We start from the raw sequence: 14,216 nt of genomic DNA on the forward strand, positions 1-14,216 counted from the left end.
CTTGCATGCGCAATAAAGTCTTTGGCCGCCGCAGCGGCTTGCAGGTATCGGAACTGGCGCTGGGCACGGGCAATTTCGGCACAGGTTGGGGCCATGGCGCTGCGCGTGATGAGGCCAAACGGATTTTCGATGGCTACCTTGAGGCCGGCGGCAACTTCCTCGACACCGCCAACGGCTATCAATTTGGCCAGGCCGAAGTGCTGCTCGGTGAGTTCATCGCTTCGGAGCGTGACAACCTAGTGGTTGCCACCAAATACACCCTGCGCACCCAGCCCTCGGATGCTGACACGATCAAGATCGGCAACAACCGCAAGAACATGGTGCGTGCCGTCGAAGAAAGCCTCAAGCGTTTGAACACAGACCACATCGACCTGCTCTGGGCCCATATGAGCGACAACGTCACGCCGATGGAAGAGATCCTGCGCGGTTTCGACGACCTGGTGCGCGCCGGCAAGATCCACTACGCAGGCCTTTCCAACTTCCCCGCCTGGCGCATCTCCCGTGCCGACTTGCTGGCCGAAGTGCGCAGCTTCGCACCCATCGTCGGCGTCCAGCTGGAATACAGCCTGGCCGAACGTTCAGCTGACCGTGAACTGCTGCCGATGGCCGAAGCCCTGGGCCTGGCCGCCACCTTGTGGTCGCCATTGGGCGGCGGCTTCCTCACTGGCAAATACCGTGACAGTCAGGGTGACAACCGCGCCAACAAACTCGGTATGTTGATCCACGCTGAAACAAGCACGCGGGAAACCGCGGTGCTCGACGCGCTGCTAGCGGTCGCCGCCGAATTGGGCGTCTCACCCACCCACGTTGCCATCGCCTGGCTGCGCGAAAAAGCCCGGCGCTCGACCACCGCGCTGATCCCCATCCTCGGCTCGCGCACCCGCGAGCAATTGGATGCCACCCTTGGCGCGTTGAATGTGCAACTGTCAGCGGAACAGGTCACTCACCTCGACTCAGCCAGCGCCATACCACTGGGCGTGCCCCATGGCATCATCTCGGAGCGATTCCCTCTCGAACAGGGCGATAACACGCCCCGCCCACCGGTTATTTGAGACGAAAAAAAACGGCCCGCAAGGGCCGTTTTTTTATGCATGACGATCAGGCAAGGCTCTTGCTGACCACCTCAAACACATCACTCGACAGCTCACCGGATGCACGAATGCGCTCCAGTTCGGCCTTCATCAACGCCTGCCGCGCGCCATCATATTTACGCCAGCGGGTCAGCGGCGCCAGTTGACGGGAGGCGATCTGCGGGTTGAAACCATTCAACTGGATCACCAGGTCCGCCAGGAAGCGATAGCCCGAGCCATCCGCCGCATGGAAGTTGATCAGGTTCTGCCCGGCAAACGCGCCGATCAATGCACGCACCTTGTTTGGGTTCTTGATCGTGAACGCCGAGTGCTCCATCAACGCCTTGACCCGTTCCAGCCCGCCCGGCAAGGTGCTGCCGGCCTGCACGCTGAACCACTGGTCCATGACCAGCGGGTTGTCCTTGAAGTTCTCGGCAAACACCGCCAAAGCCTGGGCTTTCTCTGCCTCGAACGGCGAATTTACCAGCACGGCCAGTGCAGTGAGGCGCTCGGTCATGTTGTCGCTGGTGTCGAACTGTTCCAGGGTGGCAGCCAGCACTTCAGGCTTGGCGCTGAGCATCAGGTACGACAGCGCAATGTTCTGCAACGCACGCCGGGCAAAGTGCTCGGCGGCCGCCACATAAGGCGTACGCTTGGACAAATCACGGTTGGCGGTGTAACGCAGCCACAGTGCTTCGTGCAGGTTGTCAGCCAGTTGCTTGCGCGCGAACTCGCGGGCGGCGTGGATGGCATCGACGTCAGCCACTTCGCTGATCTCGGTCAGGTAAGCCTCACCCGGCAGCGACAGCATTTCAGCCACCATCGCCTGATCCAGGCGCTCGTCACTCAACACGCTGCGCAAGGCCGTGATCAAGCGCTGGTCCAGCTTCAGCGGCTGGCCCGCCTGATGTTGGCCAACCAACTCCTGCAACACCTGCACCGCCAGTTGCTGGCCGGCATCCCAACGGTTGAAGCCGTCGCTGTCGTGTTGCATCAGGAACATCAGCTGGTCGCGGTTGTACGGGAAGCTCAGTTTCACCGGCGCCGAGAAACCACGCAGCAACGAAGGCAACGGCTGTTCGTTGACATCGACAAAGGTGAACGTCTGTTCGGCTTCGGTGACCGAAATCACACGGGACGTGCCACCGGCGGTGGCTTCACCGGCCAGGCGCAAGGCGATACCGGCGCCCTTCCCGTCCAGCAAGCCCAACTCCACCGGGATCACGAACGGCAGTTTTTCCACCTTGTCCGGGGTTTGCGGGCAGCTCTGGCGGAAGGTCAGGCTGTAGGTTTTTGCCACGGCGTCGTAGGACTCGCTGACCGCCAAACGTGGCGTCCCGGCCTGGCTGTACCAGCGTTTGAACTGGCTCAGATCGGCACCGTTGGCATCTTCCATGGCCTTGATGAAATCGTCGCACGTCACGGCTTGGCCGTCATGACGCTCAAAGTACAGGTCGCTGCCTTTGCGAAAGCCCTCGGCACCGAGCAAGGTATGGATCATGCCGACCACTTCCGAGCCCTTTTCGTACACGGTCAGGGTGTAGAAGTTGGAGATCTCGATAAAGCTGTCCGGGCGCACCGCGTGGGCCATCGGGCCGGCGTCTTCGGCAAACTGGTGGGTGCGCAGGTAGGCCACGTCCTGGATACGCTTGACCGTGGCCGAGTTCATATCGGCAGAAAAGCCCGAATCACGGAACACGGTGAAGCCTTCTTTGAGCGACAGCTGGAACCAGTCGCGGCAGGTCACGCGGTTGCCCGACCAGTTGTGGAAATACTCGTGCGCCACAATCGCCTCGACCCGCTGGTGCGCGGCGTCGGTGGCGGTTTCGGCGCGCGCCAGCACGGCGCTGGAGTTGAAGATATTCAGCCCCTTGTTTTCCATGGCGCCCATGTTGAAGTCGTTCACGGCCACGATCATGAAGATGTCGAGGTCGTACTCGCGGCCGTAGGTTTCCTCGTCCCAGCGCATGGATTTTTTCAGGCTGGTCATGGCGTGCTGGCACTTGTCGATATTTTCCGGCTCGACATAGATGCGCAGCGCCACTTCACGCTGGGTCATGGTGGTGAACGTGTCTTCGACGCACCACAAATCACCGGCCACCAGCGCAAACAAGTACGCGGGCTTTTTGAACGGATCTTCCCAGGTCGCCCAATGGCGGCCGTCTTCACCGGGGCCGCTGGCGATCGGGTTGCCATTGCTCAGCAGTATCGGGTAGCGGTGCTGCTCGGCGATCACCGTGGTGGTGAAGGTGCTCATCACGTCCGGGCGGTCGAGGTAGTAAGTGATTTTGCGAAAGCCCTCGGCCTCGCACTGGGTACAGAACATGCTGCCGGATTTGTACAGGCCTTCCAGCGCGGTGTTGGTTTCCGGGTGGATCTTCACCGTGGTGTCGAGGGTGAAGGTCTCACTTTTCGGCTGCACCGTAAGGTGGTTTTCGGTCAGCTGATAGTCAGCGGCCGTCAGCTCCTGGTCGGCCAGGTTGACGCTCAGCAGCTCCAGTTGCTGGCCATCCAGCACCAGTGGCGGCAAGCCGGCGCCGCGCTCGGGGTTGCGGCGCATCACCAGCTGCGCGTGGACCAGGCTGTGGTCCTCGAACAACTCGAAGGTCAGGTGCGTCTCTTCGATCAGGTAGTCCGGCGCCTGATAGTCCTTCAGGTAAATCATCTTCGGCTGTTCGGTGCGCATGGCTTCGTCCTTTTACTGATGCACGGCGAGCTGGTAGGCCGTGTATTTACGAATATTGATAACGCCGGTGTCGAAGATCAGGTATTGGCCCTTGATCCCCAGCAGCGTGCCTTCGGCAATCGGGTTCTTGTCCAGGTTGAAGCTGACAATCTTCGTGGGATATTGCTCTACCGGGTAGCGAATTTCGATCGGTTCAATGTCGGTTACCGGTTGGATGGCCTGCAGGCCAAAGCGTTCCTGCAAACCGAGCAAGCCTTCGGCACAGGACGCGAACAGCTCGTCGCGCACTTGCATGAGGTCGACGGCCTCGGCATCGCCCTTGAGCAACGCACGCCAGTTGGTCTTGTCCGCCACCTGGCTGCGAAACAGGTCTTCGACGAAACCCGATTGCTGGCGCGTGGCCACGCGCATGATCGGCAACGCCTGGCTCGCGCCCTGGTCGAGCCAGCGGGTCGGCAGTTGAGTCGCCCGGGTAATCCCGACCTTGATGCCCGACGAGTTGGCCAGGTACACCACGTGGTCGGTCATGCAGAATTTTTCGCCCCAGCCCGGATCACGGCACGTACCGGCGTCGTAATGGCAACGTTCGGGGCTCATGATGCACAGGTCGCACTGGGCCAGTTTGGTCATGCACGGGTAGCAATAACCCTGGCTGAAGCTGGTTTTGGTTTTGCGGCCACAGTGGCTGCAATGGATGGCACCGAGATACTCCAGGCGCACATGCGTGCCGATCAAGGGGTTGACCGGCACTTCAGTATCGCCCAGGCGAAACGCGTATTGAACCGTCGGCTCACCGAGCTGCGCCGACATTTTGTTGACTGCACCGCGACCGATTTCAATCAATGGATCGCATCCGACTTGAACAGGATGTTCGGCACCGGTGCCGATTTCGACGCGCATTCCTGCGGGCCCATGTAGCCGGTGCGCTGGTCTTCCGGCAGGTTCTGGATTTCCCAGGCGATCACCGCTTGCAGCGACAGTTCGCGCTGCTCGGCAGTGAGCTTGCGGCCATCGGACCATTTACCGATTTCCACCGCGAGCTTGAGGCTCTCGTAGATATCCGGGGTGATGTTTTCAATCATTTCAGCAAAAGAGGACATAAGGCTCTTCCTATCTCAAAGTGAGGCTTTGCGGCGGTTGTACAACCCGCCCAGCAAACCCGTCAGGCAACCGATGACCAAGCCGCTCACGTGAGCCGCGTTGGCGATTTCGCCGAAACCGATCATCGAGATCAGCCCCGACATGCAGAGCACCAGCCAGATCAGCATCATCGCCAGCACGCCACGGGGCAGGCGATACGCCGGGTTGGGCGACAATAACTGGAAAATCCAGCAGTGCCCGAGCAGACCGTACAACACGCCGGACAAGCCGCCAAACAGGCTCGGGCCGCCATAAGCGTATTGCGAATAGTTGGAAACCAGGCTGAACAACAGCGTCAGGCCGAGCAGGTTGACGCTGCCCTGGCGCACTTCAATGCGCCGCCCCAGCTCCCAGTACCACATGCCGTTCATGGCCAGGTGCAGGATGCCGAAGTGAATCAACATGGGCGTGACCAGCCGCCACCACTGCCCCGACGCCAGGCTGTCCGCCAGCGGCGTGAACTGGAGGTACTCACCCGCCACGTGGAATGGCAAAAAGGTTAGCCAGGCCATGGTTTGCAGGTTTTCACCGAGCAAGGTCAGCGCGCCGACGATGATGCTCGCCAGCAGCACCAACGCTGTCACCGGGCTGTGGCGCACTTGCTGGGCAAAGCCGGGCCGCGTAACCGGTGCCTGTTCAGGAATATCCAACTGCTGGTCCGGGTCGCCCGCAGGAAAACGCTGGTACAACACCCGCACGTCATCGCTGATGGTTTCAGGCACCCACAAGACTTGCTCGCCGGCTTCTTCACTGACGCGATGGGGCACCTGCATGCGTTGCAACAGTTTGACGAAACCCGCCAGGTCGACGCTCAAAGGCAAGCGTAATACAGCCACGGTAGTCATTTAATAACCTCAGGCCGCTCAACGTCGACCCATACAAATTTACGCGGATCGAGGCGGGTTTCCTGATCCAGGCGGTACGCCACCAGCTTGCCGTACAGCACCGCGCTGTAGTCCAGGCAGGCCAGGTTGTCGCGGATCGGCGCCGGTTTGCCGCTGCGCCAGTAATGGCCGACGAACAGCAATGGCTCGTCGACGCCGTAGCGCAGCAGGGAATTCTTTTGGGTGGATGACAGCGGCGTACGCGCCACCGGCTCCGGCAAGGCGTCGGGCTGGAACACAATATCGCCGTAGGTTTTCGGGTCATCTTCCCAGAATTTGGTGCGGAAGAACGAACGCGTCAGACCGTCACCGCCGGTCAGCGTCAGGCCATCCGGCAGGCGCATGTCGGTGCCACGCAGCAAGCGGTCGAAAGCATTGCAGGCAAAACTGCCCGGCACAGCGGCGGCTTGCAGGAAGTGCGGGTCGATACACCCGTCCGGGAAAGTGGTGCGTAGCGGCTCGATAAAGCCATCGTCCCAGCAGGCATGCACCACACGGAAACGCCCCGCGTCGACAAACAGCGGCATGTCATAGAACCAGCCGAGGAAGTCGTGCCAGTCGGCCGGGTGCTGCTCGAATTGCGTCAGGGTTTCCTGAATCAAGCGCGCATGCCGAGGGTTGTGCTCGCGCACGAACTGCTTGCCACTGCCCGGCGGCGCGGGCGTGGTCCAGCCCAGTGCATTGAACTCATGGTTACCCATGATGCACAGCGCCTGACCCGCCACAACCATGTCATGGACGATATGCAGCGCCTCGCGGATGCGTGGCCCACGGTCGATGATATCGCCCAGGAACACCGCCATGCGCGTCGGATGCCGCCAGGTGCCGCCCCTCTTGTGGTAACCCAACTGTTCGAGCAAGTGCTCAAGGGTATGAGCGCAACCGTGCACGTCACCAATCAGGTCGTAGCTACGCGCGGGATCGAGCATCAGTCGCCTCCACCCCCCAAGCGGCTGCCCCAGCCCAGCTTGGTGCGGCACACTTCATAGTAGTTGTGGTCCAGCGGGTGGATAAGCCGCAGCTTCTGCGCCTTTTTGCTCACGGTGATGGTGTCACCGGGGGCGCAGGTGAAATGGTTCTGCCCGTCGCAGGAGACTTGCGGGTAAATCTGCATGTCTTTGGACACCACGATTTTCAGCTCACTGTTGCCATCGACCACAATCGGCCGGCTGGACAACATATGGGGGTACATCGGCACGATCACAATGGCATCCAGCTTGGGATGCATGATCGGACCACCCGCCGACAGCGCGTAGGCCGTGGAACCGGTCGGCGTGGCGACGATCAGACCGTCGGCCTTCTGGCTGCACACGAACTGGCCGTCGATATACAATTCGAACTCGATCATCCGCGTGGACTTGCCGGGGTGCAGCACCACGTCGTTCAACGCGTCGCCCTGGCCGATGGCTTCGCCGTGGCGGCGCACTTCGGCTTGCAGCAGGAAGCGGTTTTCCACCAGGTAATGGCCGTCGAGCACCTTGGCCACTTCGACTTCCAGTTCATCCGGGCGGATATCCGTCAGAAAACCCAGGCTGCCGCGGTTGATCCCCAGCACCGGCACGTTATGCCGCGCCAGCGCACGGGCTGCACCCAGCAGGCTGCCGTCGCCACCGACCACAATCACCATGTCACACACTTCGCCGAGCATCTTGCGCGACGAGGTCTGCAAGCCATGGCCCGGCAGGATTTCGGCAATGGTGTCTTCGAGGATCACGTGCAAGTGGCGTTCCAGCAGGAATTTTTTCAGCCGGCGGACGGTGTCCAGCACCTGGGTACTGCCCAGGCGACCGATAATGCCGATATTGCGAAATTGCTCCATGGGGCTCCTGCGGGATTTGGGGTGTGGCAAAAAGAACGATTATGGGCGAAAGGCCGCGCCAGGCAAAACCCTTTGTCGTCGCCAAGCCCCGATGACAATGGTTCTCAGGCACCCGCAGGGCACTTAAAAGGCTATGCTCGGACCATGACTGTGTTCCCCGATTTGCATCACCTGCCCCGCCAACTGCGCCACCCCGAGGTGCGCGACCTGGCGTGGGTGATCCTCGCCCCGCCGATGCTCCTGCAAACGCCTTGGCCGCAGCGCCATCCTTTGGCCGGCAGCAATTGGGTGCAGGCGCCGCATCTTCTCGAACATTGGTTACGCACCCTCGATCACGACAGCAGCCCGTTGCAGCAGTGGCTGAGCCTGGCGCGCACCCGCCGCCTGGGCCTGTATTACGAGCGCCTGTGGCAGTTCGCGGTGCAACACGCGCCCGGTGTGGAAATGCTCGCCGCCAACCTGCCGATCCGTCGTGCCGGGCATACCCTGGGTGAATTGGACATGCTGCTGCGTGACCGAGACGGCGTGCACCACCTGGAACTGGCGATCAAACTCTACCTCGGGCCGCAGCACGCAAATGGCCGCGACAGCGCGCAGTGGCTGGGCCCGGGTTGCCATGACCGGCTGGACCGCAAGCTGGCCCATCTGGCCCAGCACCAACTGCCGATTTCGGCACGCCCGGAAAGCCGCGAAGTGCTGGCGGCGCTGGACATCCAGCAATTCGATGCGCATTTGTGGCTGGGCGGGTATTTGCTCTACCCGTGGCCGGGCCAGGCCGAAGCGCCCGACGGCGCCCACCCGCAGCACTTGCGCGGGCGCTGGCTGCATCAGCGCGACTGGCGGGACTTTGTCAGCCTCAGCCCGCCCGGGCGCTGGCAACCCCTGCCCCGGCACGCGTGGCTGGCGCCGGCGCATTACCCGGCCGATGCAGTGTGGAGCGAAGCACAGATGCAGGGTTGGCTGGCGGAGCTGGACCCGATGGCACCGGCGCAACTGTTGGTGCGGCTGGTTCAGGCGGGTGAAGATTGGGAAGAAGCCGAACGGCTGTTTCTGGTGGCGGATCTTTGGCCGAATGTGCCGGGGGCTGGCTGACCGGCTTGTGGTGTCCTTTATGGCCTCTTCGCGAGCAAGCCCGCTCCCACATTGGAATGCATTTTCCTGTGGGAGCGGGCTTGCTCGCGAAGACGGCAGACTAGCCGCTACAACTTATCGATATGCCGATAATCCAGCTGCAACCCAACCGCCAGCGCTTCGGCCCGGCCCAGCCTGATCGGCCCGCGCTCGATATCCACCAGCAACCCCGGGCACTCCAGCGGCCGCAACCCGGCAATATCCTTCAGTCGCCCGTCAGTAATCACCAGCAACCGCTGCTGCTCACTCGGATAACGCTTGCGCCGCACGCCCAGCCAATGCCCTGCCTCGGTCAGCGCTGCCAGCAACGGCGTACCACCGCCCGCCCCCAATTGCGCCAACCAGCCTGCCAGCCCTTTGGCAGCTTTCAGGCCCTGAACCTGCCATTTCGGCGACTGCCCGCTCGCCATCAACAACGCCAGGCGCGCCCGTTGGCGGTACGCGTCATCAAACAGCTGGGCCAGTAACCCCTTGGCGTCAGTCAATGCGCGATGGCGCCGCGTCGAGGCCGATGCGTCGACAATCACCAGCCACAGCTCATGGGCCGTGCGGCTGCGCAGTTGATAACGCAGGTCTGCACGCGTTTTCGGACGGCCAGCCAGCAAGGTACCCGGCCAATTGATCACGCCCTGTTTCGCACTGCGCGCCTTGCCGTTGCGCCCGCCATCCATTCGCCCCGCCTTGGGCCGGGCATCCGCCCCCGCGTCAGGTCGAGGGCGGATGCCTAGGGCTTTTTTGGCCAGGCAGGTACATCCCGGCGGGTGCCTGTGGGCAAGGCGGGTGCAGGCCTGTCGCCCCACTGGCCTTGGGCCGGTGAAGTATCGGAAGACTTGGGCGACTGCCCGTCGTTCGGCGGGCTGCCTGGCGGCGATTGCTGCTGCCGACGGTGACGCAACGCAAATTCAGCCACGGCTTCGATATCGTGCTCAGCAATCGCATGGGCACCGCGCCATGCCGCATGGGCGCGTGCGCCGCGCAGCCAGACCAGGTCTGCGCGCAGGCCATCGACCCCGGCAGCAAAACAACGCTCGGTGATCTGTGCCAACGCCTGGTCATCCAGCTCAATGCTGTCGAGCCGTGCCCGCGCCTGGGTGCAGCGCTCGCGCAAGGCGGCCTGTTGCTCGGTCCATTGCATGCAGAACGCCGCAGGATCACTGTCGAAATCCAGGCGACGACGGATGATCTGGCCGCGTTCGGTCGGCAAGGTTTGGCCACTCAAGGCCACATTGAAGCCGAAACGGTCGAGTAGCTGAGGGCGCAACTCACCCTCCTCCGGGTTCATGGTGCCGATCAAGACAAAGCGCGCGGAGTGCCGATGGGAAATGCCATCGCGCTCGATCAGGTTGGTGCCACTGGCCGCGACGTCCAGCAGCAGGTCGACCAAGTGATCGGGCAACAAATTGACTTCATCGACGTACAGCACGCCCCCGTCCGCCTTGGCCAGTACGCCGGGAGAAAACTGCGCTCGGCCTTCGCCCAGCGCCGCATCCAGATCCAGCGTGCCAACCAGCCGCTCTTCGGTAGCCCCCAAAGGCAAGGTGATAAATTGACCGCTGGCCAGCAGGTCTGCCAGCCCCCGCGCCAACGTGGACTTGGCCATGCCACGCGGGCCTTCGATCAGCACGCCGCCGATCTTCGGGTCGATGGCCGTCAGGCACAGCGCCAGTTTCAAATCGTCGGCGCCGACCACGGCGGACAGCGGGAAATGGGGAATATCAGTCATCAGCCGTCTTCTTCTATATCCAGCAACAGGTTTTCCAACGCGTCCTTATAGGGCCCCGGTTCCTGCCACATGCCGCGCTGCTGGGCTTCGAGCATGCGTTCGGTCATGTCGCGCAAGGCGTCGGGGTTGTGCTGCTGCACGAAAGCCCGGGTGTCGGGGTCCAGCAGGTAGGCGTCGGCGAGCAAGGCGTATTGGTGATCATCAATCAGCGCGGTGGTGGCGTCGAAAGCAAACAGGTTGTCCACGGTCGCCGCCATTTCGAATGCGCCTTTGTAGCCATGACGTTTCACGCCCTCAATCCACTTGGGGTTGGCCGCCCGGGAACGGATTACCCGGTTCAGCTCTTCCTTCAAGGTGCGAATTTTCGGCAAGTCCGGCTGGCTATGGTCGCCATGATAGCTGGCGGCCTTGTCGCCGCTCAGAGTTTCCACGGCGGCGAGCATGCCGCCCTGGAATTGGTAGTAGTCGTTGGAATCGAGCACGTCGTGCTCGCGGTTGTCCTGGTTTTGCAGCACCGCCTGAACCTGGCTCAGGCGCTGGGCGAACTGTTCGCGGGCGGCGGTGCCTTCGTCGCTACCGCCATAGGCATAGCCGCCCCAGTTCAAATAAACCTCGGCCAAGTCTTCGCGGCTCTGCCACAGGCGGCCGTCGATCGCACCCTGCACGCCTGCGCCATAGGCGCCCGGTTTGGCGCCGAAAATACGCCAGCCCGCCTGCTTCGCTGCCGCCTCTGCGTCCAGGCCGGACTTGACCAGAGCCTCACGCTCGCTGCGCACCTTGGCTGCCAGCGGGTTCATATCGTCTGGTTCATCCAGCGCCGCCACGGCCTGCACTGCCGCATCAAACAGGCGGATCAGGTTGGCAAACGCATCGCGGAAGAACCCTGATACACGCAAGGTCACGTCGACACGCGGCCGGTCCAGCAAGCTGATCGGCAGAATCTCGAAGTCATCCACCCGCTGGCTACCCGTGGCCCATACCGGGCGCACGCCCATCAGCGCCATGGCCTGGGCGATGTCGTCACCGCCGGTGCGCATGGTGGCGGTGCCCCACACCGACAGGCCCAGCTGGCGCAGATGGTCGCCGTGGTCTTGCAAATGCCGCTCAAGTATCAGGTTGGCCGACTGGAAACCAATCCGCCACGCCGTGGTGGTGGGCAGGTTGCGCACATCCACCGTAAAAAAATTGCGCCCGGTGGGCAGCACGTCCAGGCGCCCGCGACTCGGTGCGCCGCTCGGCCCGGCCGGCACAAAGCGCCCGTTCAGGGCATCCAGCAGACCGCGCATTTCCGCCGGGCCGCAGGCGTCCAGGCGCGGCGCCACGACGATGCGCAGGCTTTCGATCACCGCCTTCACGTCTTCCCAGCCGGGCTCTTCCAACTGCTCAAGCGGCCCTTCCAGTGCTTGCTCGATCAAACGCGCGGCATACAGTTCAAGGCGCTCGCGGGTATCACCGGCGGTGCGCCACAGTTGCGCATCAATTTTCTGCAAAACCTCGGGGCGGCGCCCGGTCCAGGGTTCGGCGAGGGCGCAGTCCAGTGGGTCAAAGCCCAGTTCGAAGGCCTTGGCGATCACACGCAGCAAACTCGATTGCGGGCCACGCCCATCGCCACGCGGAATGCGCAGCAAGGCCAGCAGCGTATCGATGCGCAAACGGCCCTCGGGCGACTCGCCGAAAATGTGCAGGCCGTCGCGAATCTGCGATTCCTTCAGGTCACACAAATAGGTGTCCAGACGCGGCAGCCAGATCGCGGCGTCGGCCTCGCTGTCCATCTCAAGCTCTTGATCGATGCGGGTTTCGCGCACCAGTTTAAGAATGTCTTTTTGCAGCTCAAGGGCACGTCTTGGGTCGAGCAATTGCGCTTCGTAATATTCGTCCGCCAACAGCTCCAGGTTACGCAGCGGGCCGTAGGTTTCTGCGCGGGTCAGCGGCGGCATCAAATGATCGATGATCACCGCCTGGGTACGGCGCTTGGCCTGCGCGCCCTCGCCCGGGTCATTGACGATAAACGGGTAAATGTTCGGCAGCGGCCCGAGCAGCGCGTCCGGCCAGCAGTTTTGCGACAGACCGACGCCCTTGCCCGGCAGCCATTCCAGGTTGCCATGCTTGCCGACGTGGATCACACCGTGGGCGCCGTAGGTGTGGCGCAGCCAGAAATAGAACGCCAGATAGCCATGGGGCGGCACCAGGTCGGGGTCGTGATACACCGCGCTGGCGTCCACCTGATAACCCCGCGCCGGCTGGATGCCGACAAAGGTCAGGCCCAGGCGCAAGCCGGCGACCATCATGCGGCCATCGCGGTACATCGGGTCGCTCTGCGGTGTGCCCCAACGCGCCAGCACGGCCTGACGGTTGGGTTCGGGCAAGCGATTGAACATCGCCTCGTAGTCGTCCAGGGCCAGGCTTTGGTGGCACGGGCGCTGGTCGAGGCTGTCCAGGTCATTGGTCACGCCACCGAGCAAATCGTGGATCAGCGCAGTACCGCTGGCCGGCAATTCACTCGGCACCGGATAACCTTCGGCCTGCAGGGCACGCAGGATATTCAGCGCCGCCGCCGGCGTATCCAGGCCCACGCCGTTGCCGATACGGCCGTCACGGGTCGGGTAATTGGCGAGGATGAGCGCAATTCGCTTGTCGGCATTCGGCACCCGTGCCAACTCGACCCAACGCCGCGCCAGTTCGGCGACAAAATCCATGCGCTCGGGCGCGGCGCGGTAGCAGACCACGTCTGACTGGCTGCGCTCGCTGCGCCAGGCCAAGTCCTTGAAACTGATCGGGCGGCTGATGATGCGCCCGTCCAGCTCCGGCAGCGCGATATGCATGGCGAGGTCGCGCGGGCCAAGGCCTTGTTCGCTGGCCTGCCAGCCGGGCTCGTTGTCTTGGGCACAAATCGCCTGGATCACCGCAATATTGCGACGAAACGGCCGCAGGTGCGGCGCTTCAGGGCTCGATTGGGCGAAGCCGGTGGTATTCAGAATCACCGCGGCCTGCACGTCATCCAGCCAATCCTCGACCACCGCCAGGCAACCGGGCTCCTTCAAACTGGCCACCGCAATCGGCAGCGGGTTAAGGCCTGCTGCCTGCAAGCGCTGGCAGAACACGTCGATAAAACCCGTATTGGCCGCCTGCAAATGCGACCGGTAGAACAGCACCGCCGCGACAGGAAGCCCCGGGGTCCAGTCCGCCTGCCAATCATTCAGGCGAGCATTGCCGTTGTGCGGGTGATAAATCGCCGTGCGCGGCAGGGTTTGCGGCTCAGCCCAGGCGTAATCGCGGCCTAAAAAACCGCTGGCCAGGCAGCGATAGAACGCCAGGGCATTGCCCATCCCGCCCTGACGCAAGAAATGCCACAGACGGTCGCGCACCTCCACGCCCACGGTGCTCAGGCTGCTGAGTTCCGGGTCCGGGCGATCATCCCCCGGCACCAGAATCAACTGCACGCCGCGTTCCGCCAACTCCACCAAACGCTCGATGCCGTAACGCCAATAACCAATGCCGCCATGCAGCGAAATCAGAATGACCTTGGCGTGGCGCAACACCTCATCGACATACAGGTCGACCGAGGCATGGTTCTGCACCTGCATCGGGTTGGCCAAACGAAAGCTGGGGTAGTCGTCGGGCAACTGCCGGGCGGCTTCGGCCAGCAGTGCCAGGCTGGAATCACCGCTGCACAGGATCACCAACTCGGCAGGGGTTTGGCCAAGGTCGGCAATATTATCGTCCGAGACGAAACCACCGGGCTGAGTCCTGAGCAGGTGCATGG

11 protein-coding genes are annotated in these 14,216 nt (G+C 62.6%); 2 read left to right on the forward strand and 9 right to left on the reverse strand.

Features of this window, described 5'->3' with window-relative positions; translation table 11 throughout:
• Positions 1-5 precede the first annotated feature (5 nt).
• Positions 6-1,052: an aldo/keto reductase gene (locus AB4P94_RS23850; protein ID WP_395607768.1), complete on the forward strand. Its 1,047-nt coding sequence runs from the start codon at positions 6-8 to the stop codon at positions 1,050-1,052.
• A gap of 46 nt (positions 1,053-1,098) precedes the next feature.
• Here the strand turns inward: AB4P94_RS23850 and pepN are convergent, their stop codons facing one another.
• The 6 genes from pepN to AB4P94_RS23880 are packed head-to-tail and all read right to left on the reverse strand — an operon-like array spanning position 1,099 to position 7,599.
• A complete protein-coding gene (gene pepN, locus AB4P94_RS23855) occupies positions 1,099-3,756 on the reverse strand; it encodes an aminopeptidase N (protein ID WP_395607769.1) in 2,658 nt (885 codons plus the stop codon).
• A 12-nt stretch (positions 3,757-3,768) separates the two neighbouring features.
• Positions 3,769-4,599: a DUF2797 domain-containing protein gene (locus AB4P94_RS23860; protein ID WP_395607770.1), complete on the reverse strand. Its 831-nt coding sequence runs from the start codon at positions 4,597-4,599 to the stop codon at positions 3,769-3,771.
• A complete protein-coding gene (locus AB4P94_RS23865; protein WP_016972751.1) occupies positions 4,596-4,856 on the reverse strand; it encodes a YeaC family protein in 261 nt (86 codons plus the stop codon). The genes AB4P94_RS23860 and AB4P94_RS23865 overlap by 4 nt, the downstream gene beginning before the upstream one ends.
• A gap of 15 nt (positions 4,857-4,871) precedes the next feature.
• Complete coding sequence (locus AB4P94_RS23870) at positions 4,872-5,741, reverse strand: rhomboid family intramembrane serine protease (protein WP_395607771.1); 870 nt, start codon at positions 5,739-5,741, stop codon at positions 4,872-4,874.
• A complete protein-coding gene (locus AB4P94_RS23875) occupies positions 5,738-6,712 on the reverse strand; it encodes a metallophosphoesterase (protein ID WP_395611382.1) in 975 nt (324 codons plus the stop codon). Before AB4P94_RS23875 ends, AB4P94_RS23870 begins: the two co-directional genes overlap by 4 nt.
• Positions 6,709-7,599, reverse strand: coding sequence for an NAD(+) kinase (locus AB4P94_RS23880; protein ID WP_003217892.1), 891 nt, complete (start codon positions 7,597-7,599; stop codon positions 6,709-6,711). The genes AB4P94_RS23875 and AB4P94_RS23880 overlap by 4 nt, the downstream gene beginning before the upstream one ends.
• Here AB4P94_RS23880 and AB4P94_RS23885 point away from each other — a divergent pair.
• The gene (locus tag AB4P94_RS23885) at positions 7,591-8,691 is read left to right on the forward strand and encodes a DUF1853 family protein (RefSeq protein WP_395607772.1); all 1,101 of its coding nucleotides are present in this window, start codon (positions 7,591-7,593) and stop codon (positions 8,689-8,691) included. The genes AB4P94_RS23880 and AB4P94_RS23885 overlap by 9 nt on opposite strands.
• Before the next feature lie 107 nt (positions 8,692-8,798).
• Here the strand turns inward: AB4P94_RS23885 and AB4P94_RS23890 are convergent, their stop codons facing one another.
• From AB4P94_RS23890 to cobN, 3 genes are read right to left on the reverse strand one after another with little or no spacing between them, the layout of a single operon-like run.
• On the reverse strand, positions 8,799-9,401 hold the full coding sequence (locus AB4P94_RS23890; protein WP_395607773.1) for a VWA domain-containing protein: 603 nt from the start codon (positions 9,399-9,401) through the stop codon (positions 8,799-8,801).
• A gap of 53 nt (positions 9,402-9,454) precedes the next feature.
• Entirely contained in the window at positions 9,455-10,453 is a 999-nt protein-coding gene (locus AB4P94_RS23895; RefSeq protein WP_395607774.1) for an ATP-binding protein, read from the reverse strand.
• Positions 10,453-14,214, reverse strand: a complete 3,762-nt coding sequence (gene cobN / locus AB4P94_RS23900; protein ID WP_395607775.1) for a cobaltochelatase subunit CobN — start codon at positions 14,212-14,214, stop codon at positions 10,453-10,455. Before cobN ends, AB4P94_RS23895 begins: the two co-directional genes overlap by 1 nt.
• Positions 14,215-14,216: the final 2 nt, after the last annotated feature.

This window comes from Pseudomonas sp. B22129, assembly GCF_044218875.1.
Taxonomy (GTDB): Bacteria; Pseudomonadota; Gammaproteobacteria; order Pseudomonadales; family Pseudomonadaceae; genus Aquipseudomonas.

What these genes read in the sequence shown, in the direction of transcription:
- AB4P94_RS23870 (WP_395607771.1), bottom strand. Translation starts at nt 5,741, where the DNA reads ATGACTACCGTGGCTGTATTACGCTTGCCTTTGAGCGTCGACCTGGCG.
- AB4P94_RS23890 (WP_395607773.1), bottom strand. Translation starts at nt 9,401, where the DNA reads ATGGATGGCGGGCGCAACGGCAAGGCGCGCAGTGCGAAACAGGGCGTG.
- AB4P94_RS23865 (WP_016972751.1), bottom strand. Translation starts at nt 4,856, where the DNA reads ATGTCCTCTTTTGCTGAAATGATTGAAAACATCACCCCGGATATCTAC.
- pepN (WP_395607769.1), bottom strand. Translation starts at nt 3,756, where the DNA reads ATGCGCACCGAACAGCCGAAGATGATTTACCTGAAGGACTATCAGGCG.
- cobN (WP_395607775.1), bottom strand. Translation starts at nt 14,214, where the DNA reads ATGCACCTGCTCAGGACTCAGCCCGGTGGTTTCGTCTCGGACGATAAT.
- AB4P94_RS23895 (WP_395607774.1), bottom strand. Translation starts at nt 10,453, where the DNA reads ATGACTGATATTCCCCATTTCCCGCTGTCCGCCGTGGTCGGCGCCGAC.
- AB4P94_RS23850 (WP_395607768.1), top strand. Translation starts at nt 6, where the DNA reads ATGCGCAATAAAGTCTTTGGCCGCCGCAGCGGCTTGCAGGTATCGGAA.
- AB4P94_RS23880 (WP_003217892.1), bottom strand. Translation starts at nt 7,599, where the DNA reads ATGGAGCAATTTCGCAATATCGGCATTATCGGTCGCCTGGGCAGTACC.